General features: G+C 55.4%; 16 protein-coding genes. 5 read left to right on the top strand and 11 right to left on the bottom strand.

Annotated elements, in window-relative coordinates; translation table 11 throughout:
• Positions 1-155 precede the first annotated feature (155 nt).
• The 5 genes from phnE (BM258_RS01990) (at position 156) to phnN (ending at position 5,359) form a co-directional block, all read left to right on the top strand.
• Positions 156-1,124 carry a phosphonate ABC transporter, permease protein PhnE gene (gene phnE, locus BM258_RS01990; RefSeq protein ID WP_090068300.1) on the top strand — a complete coding sequence of 323 codons (969 nt, stop codon included), beginning with the start codon at positions 156-158 and terminating at the stop codon, positions 1,122-1,124.
• A gap of 14 nt (positions 1,125-1,138) precedes the next feature.
• Entirely contained in the window at positions 1,139-2,707 is a 1,569-nt protein-coding gene (gene phnE / locus BM258_RS01995; RefSeq protein ID WP_244544557.1) for a phosphonate ABC transporter, permease protein PhnE, read from the top strand.
• Positions 2,708-2,825: 118 nt separating this feature from the next.
• Positions 2,826-3,515: a DUF1045 domain-containing protein gene (locus BM258_RS02000; RefSeq protein WP_090068302.1), complete on the top strand. Its 690-nt coding sequence runs from the start codon at positions 2,826-2,828 to the stop codon at positions 3,513-3,515.
• Positions 3,516-3,551: 36 nt separating this feature from the next.
• The gene (locus tag BM258_RS02005; RefSeq protein ID WP_090068304.1) at positions 3,552-4,706 is read left to right on the top strand and encodes an alpha-D-ribose 1-methylphosphonate 5-triphosphate diphosphatase; all 1,155 of its coding nucleotides are present in this window, start codon (positions 3,552-3,554) and stop codon (positions 4,704-4,706) included.
• 44 nt (positions 4,707-4,750) lie between these two features.
• On the top strand, positions 4,751-5,359 hold the full coding sequence (gene phnN / locus BM258_RS02010; RefSeq protein WP_090068305.1) for a phosphonate metabolism protein/1,5-bisphosphokinase (PRPP-forming) PhnN: 609 nt from the start codon (positions 4,751-4,753) through the stop codon (positions 5,357-5,359).
• On the opposite strand, the gene BM258_RS02015 is transcribed toward phnN, so the two are convergent.
• From BM258_RS02015 to BM258_RS02065, 11 genes are all read right to left on the bottom strand, one after another.
• Positions 5,356-5,970, bottom strand: a complete 615-nt coding sequence (locus BM258_RS02015) for a hypothetical protein (protein WP_090068307.1) — start codon at positions 5,968-5,970, stop codon at positions 5,356-5,358. The genes phnN and BM258_RS02015 overlap by 4 nt on opposite strands.
• 414 nt (positions 5,971-6,384) lie before the next feature.
• Positions 6,385-7,155: an SDR family oxidoreductase gene (locus tag BM258_RS02020; RefSeq protein ID WP_090068309.1), complete on the bottom strand. Its 771-nt coding sequence runs from the start codon at positions 7,153-7,155 to the stop codon at positions 6,385-6,387.
• Positions 7,155-8,081, bottom strand: coding sequence for a dihydrodipicolinate synthase family protein (locus tag BM258_RS02025; protein WP_090068311.1), 927 nt, complete (start codon positions 8,079-8,081; stop codon positions 7,155-7,157). The genes BM258_RS02020 and BM258_RS02025 overlap by 1 nt, the downstream gene beginning before the upstream one ends.
• A 19-nt stretch (positions 8,082-8,100) precedes the next feature.
• Entirely contained in the window at positions 8,101-9,231 is a 1,131-nt protein-coding gene (locus tag BM258_RS02030; RefSeq protein WP_090068313.1) for a M24 family metallopeptidase, read from the bottom strand.
• 117 nt (positions 9,232-9,348) lie between these two features.
• Positions 9,349-10,050 carry a type 1 glutamine amidotransferase gene (locus BM258_RS02035; RefSeq protein ID WP_090068315.1) on the bottom strand — a complete coding sequence of 234 codons (702 nt, stop codon included), beginning with the start codon at positions 10,048-10,050 and terminating at the stop codon, positions 9,349-9,351.
• A gap of 74 nt (positions 10,051-10,124) precedes the next feature.
• Positions 10,125-11,333, bottom strand: coding sequence for a M24 family metallopeptidase (locus BM258_RS02040; protein WP_090068317.1), 1,209 nt, complete (start codon positions 11,331-11,333; stop codon positions 10,125-10,127).
• A gap of 14 nt (positions 11,334-11,347) precedes the next feature.
• Positions 11,348-12,574 carry a M20 family metallopeptidase gene (locus BM258_RS02045; protein ID WP_407062692.1) on the bottom strand — a complete coding sequence of 409 codons (1,227 nt, stop codon included), beginning with the start codon at positions 12,572-12,574 and terminating at the stop codon, positions 11,348-11,350.
• Entirely contained in the window at positions 12,561-14,276 is a 1,716-nt protein-coding gene (locus BM258_RS02050) for a dipeptide ABC transporter ATP-binding protein (protein WP_090068319.1), read from the bottom strand. The genes BM258_RS02045 and BM258_RS02050 overlap by 14 nt, the downstream gene beginning before the upstream one ends.
• Positions 14,276-15,094: an ABC transporter permease gene (locus BM258_RS02055; protein WP_090068321.1), complete on the bottom strand. Its 819-nt coding sequence runs from the start codon at positions 15,092-15,094 to the stop codon at positions 14,276-14,278. The genes BM258_RS02050 and BM258_RS02055 overlap by 1 nt, the downstream gene beginning before the upstream one ends.
• On the bottom strand, positions 15,087-16,037 hold the full coding sequence (locus BM258_RS02060) for an ABC transporter permease (RefSeq protein WP_090068323.1): 951 nt from the start codon (positions 16,035-16,037) through the stop codon (positions 15,087-15,089). The genes BM258_RS02055 and BM258_RS02060 overlap by 8 nt, the downstream gene beginning before the upstream one ends.
• A 12-nt stretch (positions 16,038-16,049) precedes the next feature.
• Positions 16,050-17,600 carry an ABC transporter substrate-binding protein gene (locus BM258_RS02065; RefSeq protein WP_090068325.1) on the bottom strand — a complete coding sequence of 517 codons (1,551 nt, stop codon included), beginning with the start codon at positions 17,598-17,600 and terminating at the stop codon, positions 16,050-16,052.
• Between the last annotated feature and the right edge of the window lie 78 nt (positions 17,601-17,678).

A 17,678-nucleotide genomic window follows, 5' to 3' on the forward strand; every position in this document is an offset into this window, starting at 1 on the left:
TTGAAGCACGGATGACCCGGTCGCGCCGGGTCATTCTCTTTTCTCTCAGTCAAGGCAAACACGGCCAATTCTCTTGTCACTGATCTGAACATGAAGGGAAGTTCCTTGCTGATGTTCAGTTCACTGACAATGGGACAGGGCGCTATGGAAGAAAGATGAAAGACATGAAACCACCCGTCGAAATGTCTCCTGCTTGCGCGGCAACAGAACGGCATTGGCAGGAACTCAGCCGCAAGAGGCGCCGCTATACCCTTCTTTCCGTTGGCATTCTACTTGTTGCGCTGTTCGGTTCGCTCTGGTTTGCCAATGAGACCAACGCGGGCAAATTTTTCGATCGACTTCCCTATTTCTTCGACTTTTTCGGCGACATGATCCCGCGCGACGGATGGGAAATCTGGCGTGCCCTGTTTGATTTGCCCTCGCCCTATTTTGACGGCAGCCTGAAGTTCAATTATCCGGACGGTCGGGTCTATCTCATCGGTTCGCTCTACATGCCCGAATATGTCTACAAGATGCTTGAGACGATCAATATCGCGATTTTCTCAACGCTTATTGGCTTTTTCCTGGGCTTTATTCTCTGCTTCCTTGCAGCAAGCAACCTGACGACGAAAAAATGGCTGCGCTTTGTCGTGCGCCGCATCCTTGAAATACTGCGTGCCTTCCCTGAAATCGTAATTGCCGGTTTCTTTGTGGCTGTGCTGACAATCGGGGCTGTGCCAGCGATGATCGCGGTTGCTATCCATACCATCGGGTCGCTGGGCAAGATGTTCTTCGAAGTGGTCGAGAATGCCGACATGAAGGCCGACGAGGGGCTTCAGGCCGTGGGCGCCAATTGGGTCGAGCGCGTCTGGTTCGGCATCGTGCCGCAGGTGCTGCCAAACTTCCTGTCCTATGCTTTGCTGCGGTTGGAAATCAATGTGCGTGCCTCCACCATCATTGGTGCTGTTGGCGGCGGCGGCATTGGCGAGGCGCTGCGTCTCTCCATCTCGCGTGGCCATGAAGCAAAGACGCTGGCAATCGTCCTGCTGCTCTTTGTTACGATCATCGCCATCGATCAGTTCTCTGCCTGGCTGCGCAAAAAGATTGTCGGCAATCAGGCCTTTGCCTTTGGCGCAAGCGCGTAACGGGAGATTTCACCATGAACACGATTGCTGCCTCACCCATGCAACCTGATATGCAAGAGATGATCGCGCGTTATCCGGCGGTCTTCAAGCCGAGTTTTTTCAAGCGGTTCCGTGGTCTGATCATATTTATTGCCGTGATCATCTATGCCTTTGTCGGCTCCAGCTTTCTGCATATCGGCAAGGTGATTTCCAATGGCAACTGGGATATCGCCGGTGCTTATCTCGCCGACTGGATCTCTTATGAAGCCCGACCTGATATCAAGTTCGAGAACGACTATCTCAGCATCGAATTTCCGCGTTTCTCCGCTTTAGGCAAGGACCCGCATCCTGACTGGATCGTCGAATCCCAAGAAACAAAGGAGATCATGCCTGAGGTGGAACAGTATGAATCTGCCGCTCCTGCGCAGGCTTTCTCCTTTATGGCTCCGGATGCACCAACGGCGGAAAAACCCGCCGAGCCCGCCAAGCCAGCGTCAAGTTTCAGCTTCATGGCTGCGGATGCCCCGACGGCCGAGAACCCATCTGATGTCGGTGGAGCAAGTCAAGAGGCCAAGGCCGAGATCAAGACAGTGACCACCAAGGCCGAGGTTTCCATCGGCCCGGCCCATGTCACTGTGATACCGGGTTTGGTGACCATCACCAAGGGTGATGAGACGTTGGTCATCGATGTGGAGCGGGACAAGGCTGTTCATCCGCGCGGCCAATTGCCCAGCTGGGCCCAGCAGAAATATGAAAATGAAAAGGTCGTCGCCCGTTTCGGCTTTGATGGCCGCGTCGAAGTGCAAGACTATAAGGTCAAGGTGCATCACCGCTTTCTGGGGTGGGAAAATTTCATCTTCGATACCAATTCGCCCTTCTGGAAGAAGAGTGCGGGGGAGGTGTTCAGCCTTATTATGTCCGGCGATCGGATCGACCCAGAGCAATCCAACTTCATGCTGGCTATAGACAATATCCTCAACAATGGCGAGTGGCAGCATGGGGATGTCTGGCTCAAACTGATGCAGACCATAGTCATGGCCTTTGTCGGTACGCTCTTTGCTTCCATCATTGCCTTTCCCCTGTCGTTTCTTGCGGCTAGAAATGTCACGCCGAACCGCTTTCTCAATCAGGTCATCAAGCGCTTTTTCGACTTCCAGCGCTCGGTTGATATGCTCATCTGGGCTTTGTTCTTCACCCGTGCTTTCGGACCGGGGCCGCTGGCTGGCATCTCGGCAATCTTCTTTACCGACACCGGAACATTGGGCAAACTGAACGCGGAAACTCTCGAGAATATCGACGACAAGCAGCGCGAGGGGATCAAGTCGCTTGGAGCCAGCCCGGTTCTGGTGCAGCGTTATGGTGTTGTGCCTCAGGTGCTGCCGGTGTTCCTGTCCCAGTCGCTCTATTTCTGGGAATCCAACACCCGCTCGGCCACGATCATCGGCGCGGTCGGCGCAGGCGGCATCGGCCTCAAACTCTGGGAAGCCATGCGCACCAATCAGGATTGGGAGAATGTGTTCTACATGGTCATTCTCATTCTGATTGTGGTCTATGTGTTCGATACCATCTCCAACAAGCTGCGCACCAAGCTGACGAAGGGCTAGTCCGGCCTCTTCATCACCCGCAAGCAAACAACACGCGATTTGGGCAATCGGAAAATCGCCCCAATCGACCTTCAGAGTCGCTTCTCTGATCCAATACCCAGCCTAAGGAAGATGTCCCGTGCCACGCTACGCCATTTTTTTTGTTCCCCTCGCAGAAGATCCTCTCAACAGCGCCGCCGCCGACTGGCTGGGCAGGGACGTGTTCTCCGGTGCGAGCGTGGCGCGCCCTTCGCTGGTGGATGGCATAGACCTTGAACAATTCGACGCACTGACCGCATCGGCCAGACGCTACGGCTTCCACGGCACGCTCAAGGCTCCGTTCGCGCTGGCCGAGGGCAAAAGCATCGAAGAGCTGGAAACGAAGTTGGAGGCCTACTGCAAGACACTGAAGCCCTTCACCTTACCCAGATTTGAGGTTGGCCAACTGGGGGCTTTCTTTGCCCTGCGCCCCAGTGAGCCTTCCGAGCCGCTCAAGAGACTTGCTTCCAATCTTGTGCAGGATTTTGACGCCTTTCGTGCGCCTCTTGAAGAAAAAGACATTGTACGCCGTAATCCCGACAAGCTGACAAAAAGTCAGCGCGACAATCTGTTTTCATGGGGCTACCCCTACATATTCGATGATTTCCGCTTTCACATGACCCTCACCAATCCTGTGCCCGATGCCCTTGCGCCCGCATTCCATTCTGCGCTCGTGGCGCATTTTGCCTCCCATATCGAAGAGCCAAGGGAAGTGCTCTCGCTGGCACTGTATGAAGAACCGGAGCAGGGCGGCTTCTTCACGGTTCGACGACAAATACGGATTGGCTAGATCTGCCGCAGGTTTGCTGCCAAAGGAATTTTGCAAATGAAGAACGAATTGCTTTTGAAGAATGCCACGATCGTCATGCGCGACGAGATCGTCAAAGGGTCCGTGCATGTCAAAGACGGCATGATTGATGATATCGCCGAAGGAGCGCTGAGCGCCGCATTGGACAGAACCGCTGAAGATATGGAAGGTGATTTCCTGCTGCCCGGTTTCGTCGAATTGCACACGGATCACGTCGAGGGCCATTATGCCCCACGTCCGAAAGTGCGCTGGAGTGCCATGGCGGCGGTGCTCTCTCATGATGCGCAAATCGCAACATCCGGTATCACCACGGTGTTTGATGCCTTGCGCGTTGGTATCGATCATGATGCCGATCTTTCCTATGACGACATGAAGACCATGGCTGATGCCTTTCAGCGTGGCGTGGAAGAAGACACCTTGAGGGCGGACCACTTTATCCATCTTCGCTGTGAAGTCTCTGCCGATGATTGCCTGACCGCCTTTCACCAGTTTGACAAATATGACCTGATCAAGCTGGTCTCCGTTATGGATCATGCCCCCGGTCAACGCCAGTTTGTCGATATCGAGCAATATGCTGTCTATTACAAAGGCAAACTGAAGATGTCCGATCAGGACTTCCGAGAGATGTGCGAGCGGCGCTCGGCCGCTTCCGAGCGCAATTCTGATCGCCATCGCACGGAAATCGCCGATATTTGTCGTGAGCGCGGCGTTATTCTGGCCTCCCACGATGATGCAACCATCGCACATGTAGAAGAGTCCGTGCGCCATGATGTGCATGTGGCGGAGTTCCCCACCACGATTGAGGCCGCCAAGGCTTCCCATCAGGCCGGGCTTGCCGTATTGATGGGCGCGCCCAATATCGTGCGCGGCGGCTCTCATTCGGGAAACATCGCTGCAAGCGATCTGGTTGATCTGGGGGTGCTCGATATTCTGTCTTCGGACTATATCCCATTCTCACTGGTGCAGGCCGTGTTCCGTTTGGCCGATCAGGACAAGAAGCTGAGCCTGCCCGAGGCAGTCCGTCTTATCTCCGATACGCCCGCCAAGGCTGTGGGGCTCGATGATCGCGGGGCACTTGAAGTCGGCAAGCGGGGCGATATGGTGCGCGTGAAAAAGTCGCGAAACACGCCTGTCATCCGTCAGGTCTGGCGCACGGGATCAAGAGTTGCCTGAGCGAAATATGGTCAGCGAGACGAATAAGACATGGGGGAGTGGCAATGGTGATCCAAGATAGCAAAGAGGTGACCTCTCATTCTGCTGGCGCTCTCGTTCTGCTCGTCGGCCCGAGTGGATCGGGCAAGGACAGCCTTCTGGCCTATGCGCGCGAAAAGCTTCTGGATGATCCCCGTATTCTTTTTGTACGACGTTGCATCACCCGCAAGGACGGAGATCCAAGCGAAGAACACGAGAGCATGAGTGTAGCAGAATTTCAAAAAGCCGAATTGCAGGGGCGCTTCGTTATCTCGTGGGGCGCTCATGGTCTCTATTATGGCCTGCCAGTTTCATTACTTGACCACATGGCCGCTGGAGGCGTTGCCATCGCCAATGGATCTCGCAAAACCATCCCGATCTTAAAAGAGCAATTCCCGCAGCTAAGGGTAATCAATCTGACCGTTGCACCGGATATCCTTGCCAGACGGCTTGCGCAACGGGGCCGGGAGAGTGCTGAAGAAATTGAAAGACGACTGGCTCGAACCGCAGAGCTATCCACTGATCCGCTTTTTGGTGATGAGACCACGCATCTGGACAATTCTGGCCCACTGGACATTGCAGGTGATGCACTTGTCACAATGGTCACGCGTTTGGCCAACGAGCAGAGCGTTTAATCCTGCCCTTGCATGAAGTTTTGCCGGGCTGGAGCTGTCGAAAAATGTTGGCTGATCACGTCTTTTATTGTTTCGGCATTGTCTAGTGCGCGCAGCATTATGGGGCCCATAGGACGATCAGTATCGCGCCTGTTCTTGTGTTCAAACAGCAATTCAAGATCATGCACCAATCCGTTGGGCTTGAGGGACGCACGTGACAGCCAGTAGTCGTCCTTTTGAACAAGGAGCCTGTCGGAGCCTCCCGGCAGGACAATAAGCTTCTTGTCGGTCAGAATATAGCGAACCTGTCTGGCTGCGAAAGGCGGTGCTTTCAATCGGAAATAACAGCGAGCCAAATGGAGCCACGCATACCCTGTGATCCAGAAAGCAATCGCCATGAGGGCGATGGCAATCGGTCGGTCCGATGATCCATCTTTGAGAGATGGGTGCTTGAGAATGAGCAAAATTGAACAGACGCTGGTTACAAAAGTGACTACCAGCATGATGCGAAACCAGACCCTGTGGCGTTGTGGGCGTTCGGCAAGATCCCAGTTGGGCGATGCTAGCCATTCAATGCGATCATCCCCGATAAGCGATCCGATAACCGGGTCTCCCTTCGACAGTCTATTCATTCATTCACTCGTATGGCCCGGTTCATTCTTGCAGCTCGGCGGATCATTAGATCTGGCGTTTCCCGTATGCAGACTTTCATGCGGCATTGAGCGGGATGAGCATCAGCTGCGAATTCTTATCACTTTGAATTATTACAAAAATTACCATTTTTGTTCGCTAAAGACCACAATGTGATGCAATTAATGCTAATATTCATATTTAATATTCAGAAATATTTTAGAGATGATCTAATGTTGATGCTGTATCTTATAATGACGTTGCTTATTGGTTGGCAGTTGCAATAAACAACAAACTTGGCGCTGTCAGAAAGACTCTCCCAACCCCTTTTCTATTCCACTCGCTCAGTCAAAGAAAAGCCCTGAAGCAAGGCTGCATCAGGGCTCTTTATCTCATGAGAAATTTGGGGGACAGGCCTAGAGGCCCTTGATCATGCCGCCATCAACGCGAAGCATGGAGCCGGTAACAAAGCTTGCCTGCTCAGAGCAAAGAAAGGTAACCACGGCGCCGAACTCTTCTGGTTTGCCATAACGGCCCGCCGGAATGGTTGCACGGGAAGCTGCCTTGACGGCTTCCACATCCTGTCCGGATTTCTTCGCTTTGCCAGCATCAAGCTCCGCCAGACGGTCAGTTGCGATGCGGCCTGGCAGAACCATGTTGACGGTGATACCTGCGGAAGCCACTTCGCTAGCCAAGGTCTTGGACCAGCCCGCAATAGCACCGCGGACACCGTTGGAGAGCGCGAGGTTCGGGATTGGATTGACGATACCTGACGAGCCTATGGTCACAACGCGGCCCCAGCCTTTTTCGCTCATGGCTTCCAGCGCCTTGTCGGTGATGGCAAACATCGGGATTGCCATAGCGTTGAAAGCTGCCTGCCAGGAGACTGTGCTCTGGCCCTTGGCAGGACCAGCTGCCGGACCGCCACAGTTGTTGACCAGAATGTCGACAGGGTCTTTATCCAGCAGTGCAATGATGGCAGCGACAGAGGCTTCATCCGTCATGTCGAGCGTAACCGTGCTCACCTTATCCTTAAGCGCGTCTGGCAGGCCCTTTGGCAAAGCGCCAGAGCGAGAGGCTGCAATGACATCCGCGCCTTCTTCTGCCAGCAAAATGGCAGAGGCTGCACCCAAGCCGCGGCTTGCGCCCAGCACGAGCGCGCGTTTTCCTGTAAGACCGAAATCCATCAGCCAAGCTCCTTCAATCTTTTTTCCTGCCGAGCGATAATACGATCCACTTCGGCTTTTGCTGCGGCCGTCAAGCCCTTGCCCGGTTTGCGCATGGCTTCGGAGGCGATGACGCCGCGTTTCTGCAACACATATTTGCGTACAGCGAGGCCAAGGCCCGGCTGTTGTTCGTAGCATACCAGAGGTAGATAGGCATCATAGATGTCTTGTGCACGGTCTATGTCGCCTTTTTCAGCATAGGCAACCACATCTCTGAGCATTTCGATATAGGCAAAACCGGTCATGGCACCATTGGCGCCGCGCGCCATGGCTTCCGGCAAGAAGAGGGCGCCATTGCCGCAGAGAATGGAAATCGGTCGGCGTCCACCTTTTTCAGCTTCCCGCACAGCGGTGACCTTCTCCAGCCCCGGCCAGTCTTCATGCTTGAGCATGACTATCTGTTCATTCTGCGCCAGAATGGTGTTGAGCGTATCAGTGGAGATGTTCACACCTGTGGTGTGCGGAAAGTCCTGCAAAACAACCGGTACCCCGGCGCCCGCAGCCTCACAGGCATTGCCATAATAGGCAATGATCTGCTCATTGGTCTTAAGGTTGCCCGGAGGTGCGATCATAACGCCCGCTGCGCCCAGATCCATAGCTTTTTTCGACAATTCGGCAACGGCGGCAAGACCGGGTGCGGATACGCCGACCACTATGGGGGCACCATTGGCGCGCTTGATCACGCGCTCGGCGATGGTGACTGCCTCGGACTGCACCATTTTGGGAGCTTCTCCCATCATGCCGAGCACGGTGATGCCGGTGGAGCCTTTTTCGAGGTAAAAATCAGTCGCGCGATCCAGACTATCGAAGTCGATGGCGCCCTGATCATCGAATGGTGTGACCGAAATGGCGAAAACACCTTTGGTGTCACTGCTAAGAAGCGTCATGTTTCTTCCTTTCTGACCATTATTTGACAAAGAGTTTTCGGGGGAAATTGGTCAGTCTTTCATAGCCCGTTTCCGTGATGGCGATGGTTTCGGACATGCCGTAGCCGCTTGCCAGAAGATAGGTGTGGAAGGTCTGGCCCGGTTCGAATTTCCATGTGCAACTTGGTTCTGCCTCAAGAGGTTCGCCACCATTTGGCTGCAACAGAAGGCCGACCGAATAGAAGGTCTTGTTGGTGTAGGTTTCGCGCAGGCCTGCAGAAAGGATGCCATCGCGATAGATGCTGTCTGGCACTGTTGCTGCCACACCCGGACGCACTTCCGCAAGAGCGGCGTCCTGAATGGCGATCAGTTTCTCTACGATGGCGTGATCATTATCTTTTGCCGGAGCGATACGGATCGGGCGCATGAAGCGGGCATGATAGTGATGCACGTTCGGCGTCACCTCGATCTGCACGATGTCGCCTTCTTCCAGAACTCGGTCAGAATAACCTCCATGCAGGTGGAAGGCACGTTCGCCCGAGGACATCACACCGGGGCCGGGTAGGTCGGAGCCAGCGCGGATCATGGCTGCGCAAATCTGTGCGGCCATTTCGCGTTCGGAAACGCCGACTTCGGAAGAGTCGATGGCGGCCTGCATGCCCGCTTCAGCGGCCTTGGCTGCAAGGCGTTGATAGGCGATCTCGGCTGGGGATTTGATGAGGCGCATGGTCGGGGCCAAGGCACTCTCGTCCTGCCAGATGATGCCCGGCAACGCAGAATTGAGATAGTCAAACCGCCCTGCAGACAGAGGCCATGCAGAAAGCTCGATACCCAGTTTGGCGGTGTCGCCCATGCGGCTCCTGATCGCGTCTGCGGCCACTTTCATACGGTCGTCACTGTCAGTCCACATTACGCGGTCGGCAAAGACACACGTGGTGTCGAGATAATACTCCTCGACATCGCGACAAAAGAGCGTTGGCTCGCCGTCCGCCGGGATGATGGCAAATTGCAGCGTTCCATAGGCGCGGGTGAAATAGCCGGTGACCCAGGTGACGGTTTCGGGCAGAAAGGCAATGAGTCCGTCCAGATCGCGTCTTTTCAGTTCAGTTTGGACGCGTGCAAGACGGGCGAGATATTCCTCGCGTTCGAACCAATAAGCAGGTGTAGGCATGTAAAATCTCCTTGAGAGGGCCGAACCCGGCGGATGTGCCACCGGCATCAGATCTCAAATTTGGCAATGAAGTACCCAGTCAGAACAGGGCAAACAATTTCCAGTTGGCCCGAAGGGTCAGCCGTTCAGAACGAGTTCGGTAAAGCGGGTCAGCATGGTCTTGGCTTCATCGGCTTCATGAGCTGAAGCCTTCAGCTCTTCGATGTCGGCCCCGTCCAGCTCCATGCGCTCGCGGTTCTGTTCAAACCAGATCGGCGCCTGCGCAAGGGTCACTTCCGGATGGCCCTGAATGCCCCAGATGTCCTCGTCCTTGTAGCGCCAGACATGGTTGGCGCAATCGTCCGAATAAGCCAGAATGGTCATGTCCGGATGGGCGCCGAGCACTTCGTCATTGTGCCAGACGAACATATGGACAGTCTCATGCAGATCCTTGGCGATCTTGTCAGTGCGGGCCGCTTCGGTGACCGGCAAATCCTTGTACCCGATCTCGCAGCTGGTGCGGCGGAAAACCTGATCCTTGCCACAAAGGGCTGATGCCAGAATCTGGTGGCCGAAGCATACACCAAGCATCGGGATTTTCAGTTCAGCCGCTTTATGGATCAAATCATGTTCGCGATGGATGAAGTCGATATCCTCATAGGCACCATGGGGGCTGCCGGAAAGAAAGATCCCGTCATAGCCATCCAGTGATTGCGGAAACTGGCCGTCAAAGGCCCAGAAGCGATCAACATTGAGGCCCCAGGTTTCGAACCTCTCGTCAAGTTTGGCAACCGACTGCAAGGAGCGGCCATTGCCCAGATATAGAAGACGTTTCCCCATTGTAAGGGCATTCCTTGTTGTTGGGCGGGCCCTGCTTTTCAGCCGCAGGGCCACGCTTGAAAGCGGGAAGGGGATCAGCGGCGGAACAGCTCGACCGGCAAATCGGAAAAGACCTCGGGTTCCCCCGTTTCGCGAATGACGAAAGTCTGTCCGATGCCGGCAACAAGGCCAGTATCCGTGTCAGGGATCATGATATGCACAAAGAACACCATGCCCGGCTGCATCACCAGCGGGTTGCCCGAATAGATCATCGGCGGCACGTCCATCCATGTCGGTTTGAAGGTGCAACCAAGAGCATAGCCACAGGCCGCATAGCGGGCCTTGGCAAAGCCGCCTTTATCCAACACGCGCCGGTGGATGTCATCAAGTGTTCCCAATTCGCGACCGGGCAGGGCATTCGCCTTGATCTCTTCGATGGCATCGCGAGCGACGCCCATCTGGCGTTCTTGACGCGGATCGACAGGGCCAACCGTGAGCGTACTTTCGATGCAGACATGATAGCGACAGTGGGACGCAGCCAGTTCTACCAGAACCTGATCCTGCTCTTCGATATAGTGAGCGATACCGGAATCGCGACCGAACAGGGCTGCAGCACCAGCATTGACCATAGGGCCGCCAGATGGAGTGTCGCCACCACGGGTTACCATCGCATCAAAAGCGGCTCCAATCAGAGCACTATCAGGGATACCCGGTTTCACGCGCTCAATCGTGGCGCTTACGGCCGCATCAGCCAACTTGCCAGCAATACGGACATGCTCCAATTCGGCCGAAGATTTTATGAGGCGCAGCCCACGAATGATCCATGAGCCATCAGCCGTTTCGCAAAAACCTTCCAGCGCAGTGTCTACCGTGCGGCCGTTAAAAGCGGTAAGACCATAGCTGGCATATTCGATGCCGACCTTCTTGCCCTTCAAGCCCTTCTCTTCAAGAATGGCCCGCAAGTCCAGGGCCGGATTAGCGTCTTCAGCATTGAGCCAGATGCGCACCTCGTCATAAAGAGAGGCCACTTCAGCCTGCCGCTTGTCCGGCGTGCGGGTGAGAATAACGGTGGAGCTTTCGTCGGCGGTAATCACTCCGGCCTGAAAGAACACGAAGCCAGCGGTGTCAAAGCCGGTGAGCCAATAGTGGCTTTCCTGCGCAAAAACCAACAGGGCATCAAGCCCTTCCTCGCGCATCCGCTTACGGGTTGCCGCCAGACGGGCTGCATATTCCTCGGGCGGAAATCTTAGCAGGACGTCCCGTCCGCCTGGTGTTTTGGCGGCATATTCTTTCGGAACAAACATCTCGGTCACTTGACTTACTCCATCTCGCAAATATCAGCCATGGTCATCAGATAGACGCGGATCATGTCGAGATACTCATCGATCTCTACGCGTTCATCCGGCATGGTGTTGTATTTTCCGCCCGGGCCACAAACGACGCCTTCCATGCCGCCGACGGCCCATAGATGTCCGGCATCGGTGCCGAAATAGGCTGGAGGGGCGATGGCTCCGGTGGGTTGGTCTTTTCCGCGTACGGCCTTATAGGCTGCATTGAGCGCGGTGACGATGCGTGCATCCTTGGCCACTTCAAAGGCAGGCATGGTTGGCTGACCCTTGCGGGTTTCCGGCGTAACCGTAGCCTTGAGACCGGGGAAACGGGCTTCCAGCTCATCAAGCTTCTTGCGCAAGTCATTGACGGCATTCTCGCGCGTCTGGCCAGGGCCATAGCGGCCAGATCCCTTGATGCGGACATAATCGGCCACCTGCGGCGGGCGCCACTCATGCAGCTCTTTACCAAGCGCACCATGCACAACACCGACATGAACGCGGTTCACCGAGCGATGCTCTTCTGAAGGGGCATCCGAGAAGGTCATCTCGTTGAGTTCGGGGATGAGCGCACACGCGGCCATGATGGCATCGACACCGGCTTCTCGCTTGGAAAGATGGCGTGTGATGCCTTCCAGCTCGATGGTAAAGGTGAAGGCCGCTGCATGCATGGTAATGGCTTGCAGATCGGAAGGTTCTGAATTGATGAAATAGTCAGCACGCAGACCGGAATTGACTGCCGCCAAGGTGCCAATACCGCCTTGCAATTCCCCGATCACATAAGTGAGGATCACATCGCCCTTGAGGCGTTTGCCACTATCGATCAATGTCTTGACGGCACAGAGCGAGGCCATATCACCGGCTTTCATGTTGGAAACGCCAATGCCATAGATGAACTCGTCATCAACGAGACCGCCCCATGGATCTACGGTCCAGCCTTCCGTCACCGGGTTGGTGTCCAGATGCCCGTTAAACAACAGGCTCTTGCCGCCACCAGTGCCGCGCCAACGCCCGATGGCGTTGACACGGTTGCCCACCACAGGCATCAACTCAACTTCCAGCCCCATCTTTTCCATGATGGAAGCCACATGTTCGGCCAGCTTGCGCTCGCCTTCTGTTTCTGAATAGCTCTTGTGGCTGACGACATCAGACAGGATATCAAGGCATTCCGACCGGTTGAGAGCCTTTGCTAGATCCAGTGCTTCAGACATTTTCATGCTCCGTTTCATTTACGCCGAGCGACACTTGAACGGGAACAGCGTCGAGTAGGGCTCTGGTGTAGGAATGGCGATCCGCAGCATCGGCATCATCACGGTCGAACAGATCAACCAGTTTGCCATGCTGCATCACCGCAATACGATGTGCGATCTGGCGGATCAGATTGAGATCATGGGTGATGAAGATGCAGGCGGTGCCCGTGTCTTTCTGAAGGTTGACGAGCAGCTCTGTCACCGACGCCTGTACGGATACGTCCAGCGCTGCGGTCACCTCATCGCATATCACCAGATCCGGTTCGGCGGCAAAGGCACGAGCGATGGCAACCCGCTGCTTTTCTCCACCGGAAAGCTGGTGAGGATAGCGGTCTGCATACTCCGTTGGCAGGCGCACCAGTTCGAGCAACTCCCTGATCCGATCCTTGATCTGATCGCTTGGGACCACATCGTAAAGATGCAGCGGGCGTGAAAGGATGGTGCCGATTGTCTGGCGGGGATTGAGAGACGCATCCGGATGCTGGAACACGATCTGTACTTTGCGGCGATAATCTCGGGAGATCTGCTTGCGCCCATTGACTTCGATATCGCCGAATTTGACCTTGCCGGTGAAGTCATTAAGACCCGTCAGGGCCTTGGCAATAGTGGATTTGCCCGACCCACTTTCCCCGACAATGCCCAAAAGCTCGCCGGGGCGAACGCTGAGGGATACATCCTTGGCTCCCCAGAAAATCTCGCTTTCATCTGGTTTGATCTTGAGCACCTTCTCCTTGAAGGAGAGGGGGGAATACCGCACGCTGACCGCATCAAGCGAAAGCAATGGCTCTTTGGTTTCCGGCTTCTTGACGCCCAGCCAACGATCAGGATGCGGAACCGCACTGATAAGGCGCCTGGTGTAGCTGTCCTGCGGATTGTTGAATACTTCGTCGACCGGTCCATGCTCGACGAGATCGCCATGATGCAGAACCGAGACCTGATCGGCGATGCGAGAAACGAGCCCCAGATCATGCGAGATATAGAGCGCCGAAACGTGGGTTTCCTCGCGCAGGCGGTTGAACAGGTCAAGGATTTGCCGCGCCGTCAGAATATCGAGCGCCGTGGTTGGTTCATCGAAGATGATCAGTTCCGGTTCACAGGCAAAGGCGGTCGCAATGACCACGCGCTGCTTTTCGCCACCCGATGCTTCATGCGGATAGCGGCTGAGCATTTCCTTGGGGCGGGTGATGCCGGTGCGCGCAAGGGCGGCTTCGGCTTCTGCGCGCGCCTGTGCCTTGGTCAAACCGCGATGGGCCATGAGCACTTCGGTGATCTGGTCGCCGATGCGCATGGTCGGATTGAGCGAGGTGGAGGGGTCCTGAAAGACCATCGAAATGCGCTGGCCGCGAATATCGATCATCTGGCGCGGCGACATTTCGAGCAATTCCTGCCCGGCCAACCGAATTGCGCCATGCTTCTCAATGGCATTGTCCGGCAAATAGCGCATGATGGACCAGGCCATCGAGGATTTGCCCGAGCCGCTTTCACCCACAAGACCATGGGTTTCGCCCGGAGCGATCTCCAGATTGATATTGTTGAGCGCTTTGACCGGTCCGTTGCTGGTGGCGTAGGAAAGGGAGTAGTTACGAATGGCAAGGCGTGGCGCTTTGGCATCGAACGGGACTGCCTTGTCCTTGACCGGTGGATGGGTGTTGACATGTGTGGCTGACATCAATGGCTCCTGCGGGGGTCAAGGCTGTCGCGCAAGGCATCGCCAAACAGGTTGAAACCGAGTGCGGACATGGCAATGAAAATGCCGGGAATAGCCACACACCATGGATTGCGGAACATGAATTGGCGTGCTTCAGCAACCATCAGGCCCCATTCCGTGCTCGGAGGCTGGGCACCAAGACCCAGAAAGCCGAGGGTTGCGCCAATCATGATGGCAAAAGATACGCGAATGGTGGATTCCACTATGATGGGGCCAAGCGCGTTGGGCAGTACTTCGCGTACCACGATATATATGCCGGATTCACCGCGCGCGACGGCTGCTCGCACATAGTCGCGTGTGCGGACCGAAAGCACTGCGCTGCGCGAAATGCGAGCCATGCCGGGCGCAAAGGCCACGGCAACCGCCAGCATCGCTTGCCCCATACCGCCGCCAAGGACCGTAACAATCAACAGGGTGAAAAGCAATTCGGGAACAGCAAGAAGCCCGTCGAGAATGCGCATGATGGCATTGTCGATCTTGCCGCCAGCCACACCGGCGATCACGCCGATAATAGCCCCGATGCTCACGCCAAGCAGCGTGGCGAATACACCGAACAGCACCGTCGTTGGGGCGCCATTCAGAATGCGCGACAGAAGATCTCGCCCGAACTGATCCGTACCCAGAAGATGGGTAAAGGATGGGCCCTGAAGTCGGTTCAAGGCATCGAAAGCCTGCGGATCATAGGGCGCGAGCCACGGACCGGCAATGGCGATGGCTGCAGTGAACAGCAACAGAAAGATGCCAACGAGCGCATTGGGTGCCAAAAAGCTTTTAGGCATAACGAACCCTCGGATCTAGTATGGCGATGATCACGTCCGACAGGAAGTTGGACAGCGCATAGACAGTGGCGAGCAGAAGCGTAACCGCCTGAATGACGGGCAAGTCCCTGTTCTCCAGAGCGTAGATCAACAGACGCCCCAATCCGGGCCAGGCGAAGATTTCTTCAACAACGATAATGCCGCCCAGCAGATAGCCGATATCAAGCGAGATAACTGCAACAGCCGGAGCCAGAGAATTTGGCAGGGCATGGCGCCAGATCACCCGCTTTTCGGTGAGACCCTTAAGGCGCGCCGCACGAACAAAATCTGACGACAGCACTTCGGACATTTCCGAGCGTACCTGACGGGAAATATGCGCCATCAGCACCAGACCCAACGTCACAGCTGGCAGCACGACGTGAGAAAAGAAGCCCGGTATGCTCTCCCACGGAGCTGTGAAGCCACCGGCGGGGAAAATCCCGGTTTTGGGCGCGGCAAAAACCACCAGCAACAGGGTTGCTGTTACGAATTCGGGCAAGGCCGAGCCCATATAGCTGAAGACAGCCAGAAGCAGATCCATGAGCTTGCCGCGGCTGACTGCAGCGATAGCACCAAGGGGAATGGCAATGATGGTGACCAGCACAAGCGCTGTGCCTGCCAGAACGGCGGAATTGACGAATGCTTCGCCAACAACGTCGGAAACTGGCAGGGACAGACGCAATGACATGCCAAAGTCGCCGTGAATGACGCCGCTCACCCAACCCGAATACTGCATGTACCAGGGAAGGTCGAGATGAAGCTGCTTCTCCAACGCCGCCACAGCATCAGGCGTAGCATATTCGCCCAAAATCATGATGGCGGCGTTGCCCGGAAGCACCGCCGTAATCGCGAAAACCGCGAAAGTGACGATGACCAGTACAAGGAGAATAGACAGCAATCGGCGGAATAGATATCCGATTGTCATGTCAGTTTATTCTCAGGCTTCTTGGTCCAACCAAACATTTTCAAAGTAGAAGTATCGGTTGATCGGAGCCAGATTATAGTCTTCGGTCTTGTCGCTTGATGCGGTCAGCAGATCTTCCCAGAACGGGATGATGTAAACCTGATCGTCAAGCATCATCTGCTGTGCTTTAGCGTAGATCTCTGCGCGCTTGGCAGGATCGAGCGTTTCGCGGCCTTCATCAACCAGAGCATCGAACTCTTTGTTCTTCCAAGCGGAATCTTCATAGGATGCATCGGAAGTCAGCAGAAGGCGGAAGGCTGCGTCAGCGGTTGGCTGCATACCCCAGTAACCGATATAGAAGTCGCCCTTCATCCAGACATTGGCCAGATAGGTGTCATGCGGCATGGTTTCAACTTCAATGTCAAAGCCTGCTGGCAGAGCCATCTGCTTGATGGCAACGGCGACCTGCGCACGAATGGCCGGACGGTTGGACGCAACCATGGTGACCTTGAGGCCGTCTGGATAGCCCGCTTCAGCCAGAAGGGCTTTGGCGGCTGCCGGATCGTAAGGCACTTCCGGAGAATCGATGACATACTGATATTCAGGCGACAGGATATTGTCATGAGCCGGACGGCCAAGGCCTTCCAGAATGACGTCCACAAGCATCTGTCGGTCAACAGACATAGCCAGCGCTTTCCGAACGCGGACATCGCTCCAGGGTTTGGCATCGTGACGCATAACTACGTTGACGAAACGGCCGGACGGGATGCGTTTTGCTTCAATGCCAGCAGAACCGGCGATGCGTTCATAGTCGGCCTGCTGAACCGTCAGCATGACATCCATCTGACCATTGAGGAAGTTAGCGGTTTCTGCTGCAAGGTCAGGGAAGAGGTGCATCTCGACTGCTTCCAAATAAGGCTTGCCAGGAATGAAGTAGTTTTCATTCTTGACCAGACGCACCATCTGCGCACTGTCATAGGTTTCCAGCTTGAAGGGGCCGGTGCCATTGACCGTGGTTTCCAGCGTTGCCGGATCTGCTTCCAATGCCTTGCGCGAAACGATGCGGGCGTTGGCATGTGCGGTAGCCGTTGGCAAGTCAGCGAAAGGAGAGTTGAGCTTGAAAATAACAGTCAGGTCATCAGCAGCTTCAACGCTATCGATCATGGTCAGGACAGAACGGGCCGAGGCCGGACGATCCGGGTCCAGAATGGCTTCGTAAGTAGCGACAACGTCATCAGCGGTCAGCGCAGAGCCATCATGGAAGGTCACACCTTCACGCAGTTTGAAGGTAAAGACTGTTGCGCCTTCACTACCTTCCCAGCTTTCCGCCAGATCGGCCATTGGTTTGTTGTCAACTCCGATGCGGGTCAGGCCGGAATAAAGCATGTCGAGGCATGGATATTCTGCAGGACCGGACAGGGTCAACGGGTTCAGTGTTGCAATACGCGTGGAGTGGCTGACCTTGAGAATGCCGCCGGCTTTTGGTTCTGCGGCAGAAGCAAGACCGATACCGGTCATCGGAATAAGACCGGCTGCGGCCATACCCAGCATGACGCCACGGCGGGAAATCGTAAATTTGCTCATTTTACCCTCATGAGGTTGATTGCTAGTTCGTGTTTGTTTGGTGAATTGTTCTTATCTGTTCTTTTTGGAAGAGGCCGC

It is taken from the genome of Cohaesibacter marisflavi (genome assembly GCF_900115225.1).
GTDB classification, from domain to species: Bacteria; Pseudomonadota; Alphaproteobacteria; order Rhizobiales; family Cohaesibacteraceae; genus Cohaesibacter; species Cohaesibacter marisflavi.

Coding starts and splice junctions, on each gene's coding strand:
- BM258_RS02025 (WP_090068311.1), bottom strand. CDS start 8,081: ATGACGCTTCTTAGCAGTGACACCAAAGGTGTTTTCGCCATTTCGGTC.
- BM258_RS02020 (WP_090068309.1), bottom strand. CDS start 7,155: ATGGATTTCGGTCTTACAGGAAAACGCGCGCTCGTGCTGGGCGCAAGC.
- BM258_RS02030 (WP_090068313.1), bottom strand. CDS start 9,231: ATGCCTACACCTGCTTATTGGTTCGAACGCGAGGAATATCTCGCCCGT.
- BM258_RS02055 (WP_090068321.1), bottom strand. CDS start 15,094: ATGCCTAAAAGCTTTTTGGCACCCAATGCGCTCGTTGGCATCTTTCTG.
- BM258_RS02060 (WP_090068323.1), bottom strand. CDS start 16,037: ATGACAATCGGATATCTATTCCGCCGATTGCTGTCTATTCTCCTTGTA.
- BM258_RS02040 (WP_090068317.1), bottom strand. CDS start 11,333: ATGTTTGTTCCGAAAGAATATGCCGCCAAAACACCAGGCGGACGGGAC.
- BM258_RS02035 (WP_090068315.1), bottom strand. CDS start 10,050: ATGGGGAAACGTCTTCTATATCTGGGCAATGGCCGCTCCTTGCAGTCG.
- BM258_RS02050 (WP_090068319.1), bottom strand. CDS start 14,276: ATGTCAGCCACACATGTCAACACCCATCCACCGGTCAAGGACAAGGCA.
- BM258_RS02005 (WP_090068304.1), top strand. CDS start 3,552: ATGAAGAACGAATTGCTTTTGAAGAATGCCACGATCGTCATGCGCGAC.
- BM258_RS02065 (WP_090068325.1), bottom strand. CDS start 17,600: ATGAGCAAATTTACGATTTCCCGCCGTGGCGTCATGCTGGGTATGGCC.
- BM258_RS02015 (WP_090068307.1), bottom strand. CDS start 5,970: ATGAATAGACTGTCGAAGGGAGACCCGGTTATCGGATCGCTTATCGGG.
- phnE (WP_244544557.1), top strand. CDS start 1,139: ATGAACACGATTGCTGCCTCACCCATGCAACCTGATATGCAAGAGATG.
- phnE (WP_090068300.1), top strand. CDS start 156: ATGAAAGACATGAAACCACCCGTCGAAATGTCTCCTGCTTGCGCGGCA.
- phnN (WP_090068305.1), top strand. CDS start 4,751: ATGGTGATCCAAGATAGCAAAGAGGTGACCTCTCATTCTGCTGGCGCT.
- BM258_RS02045 (WP_407062692.1), bottom strand. CDS start 12,574: ATGAAAATGTCTGAAGCACTGGATCTAGCAAAGGCTCTCAACCGGTCG.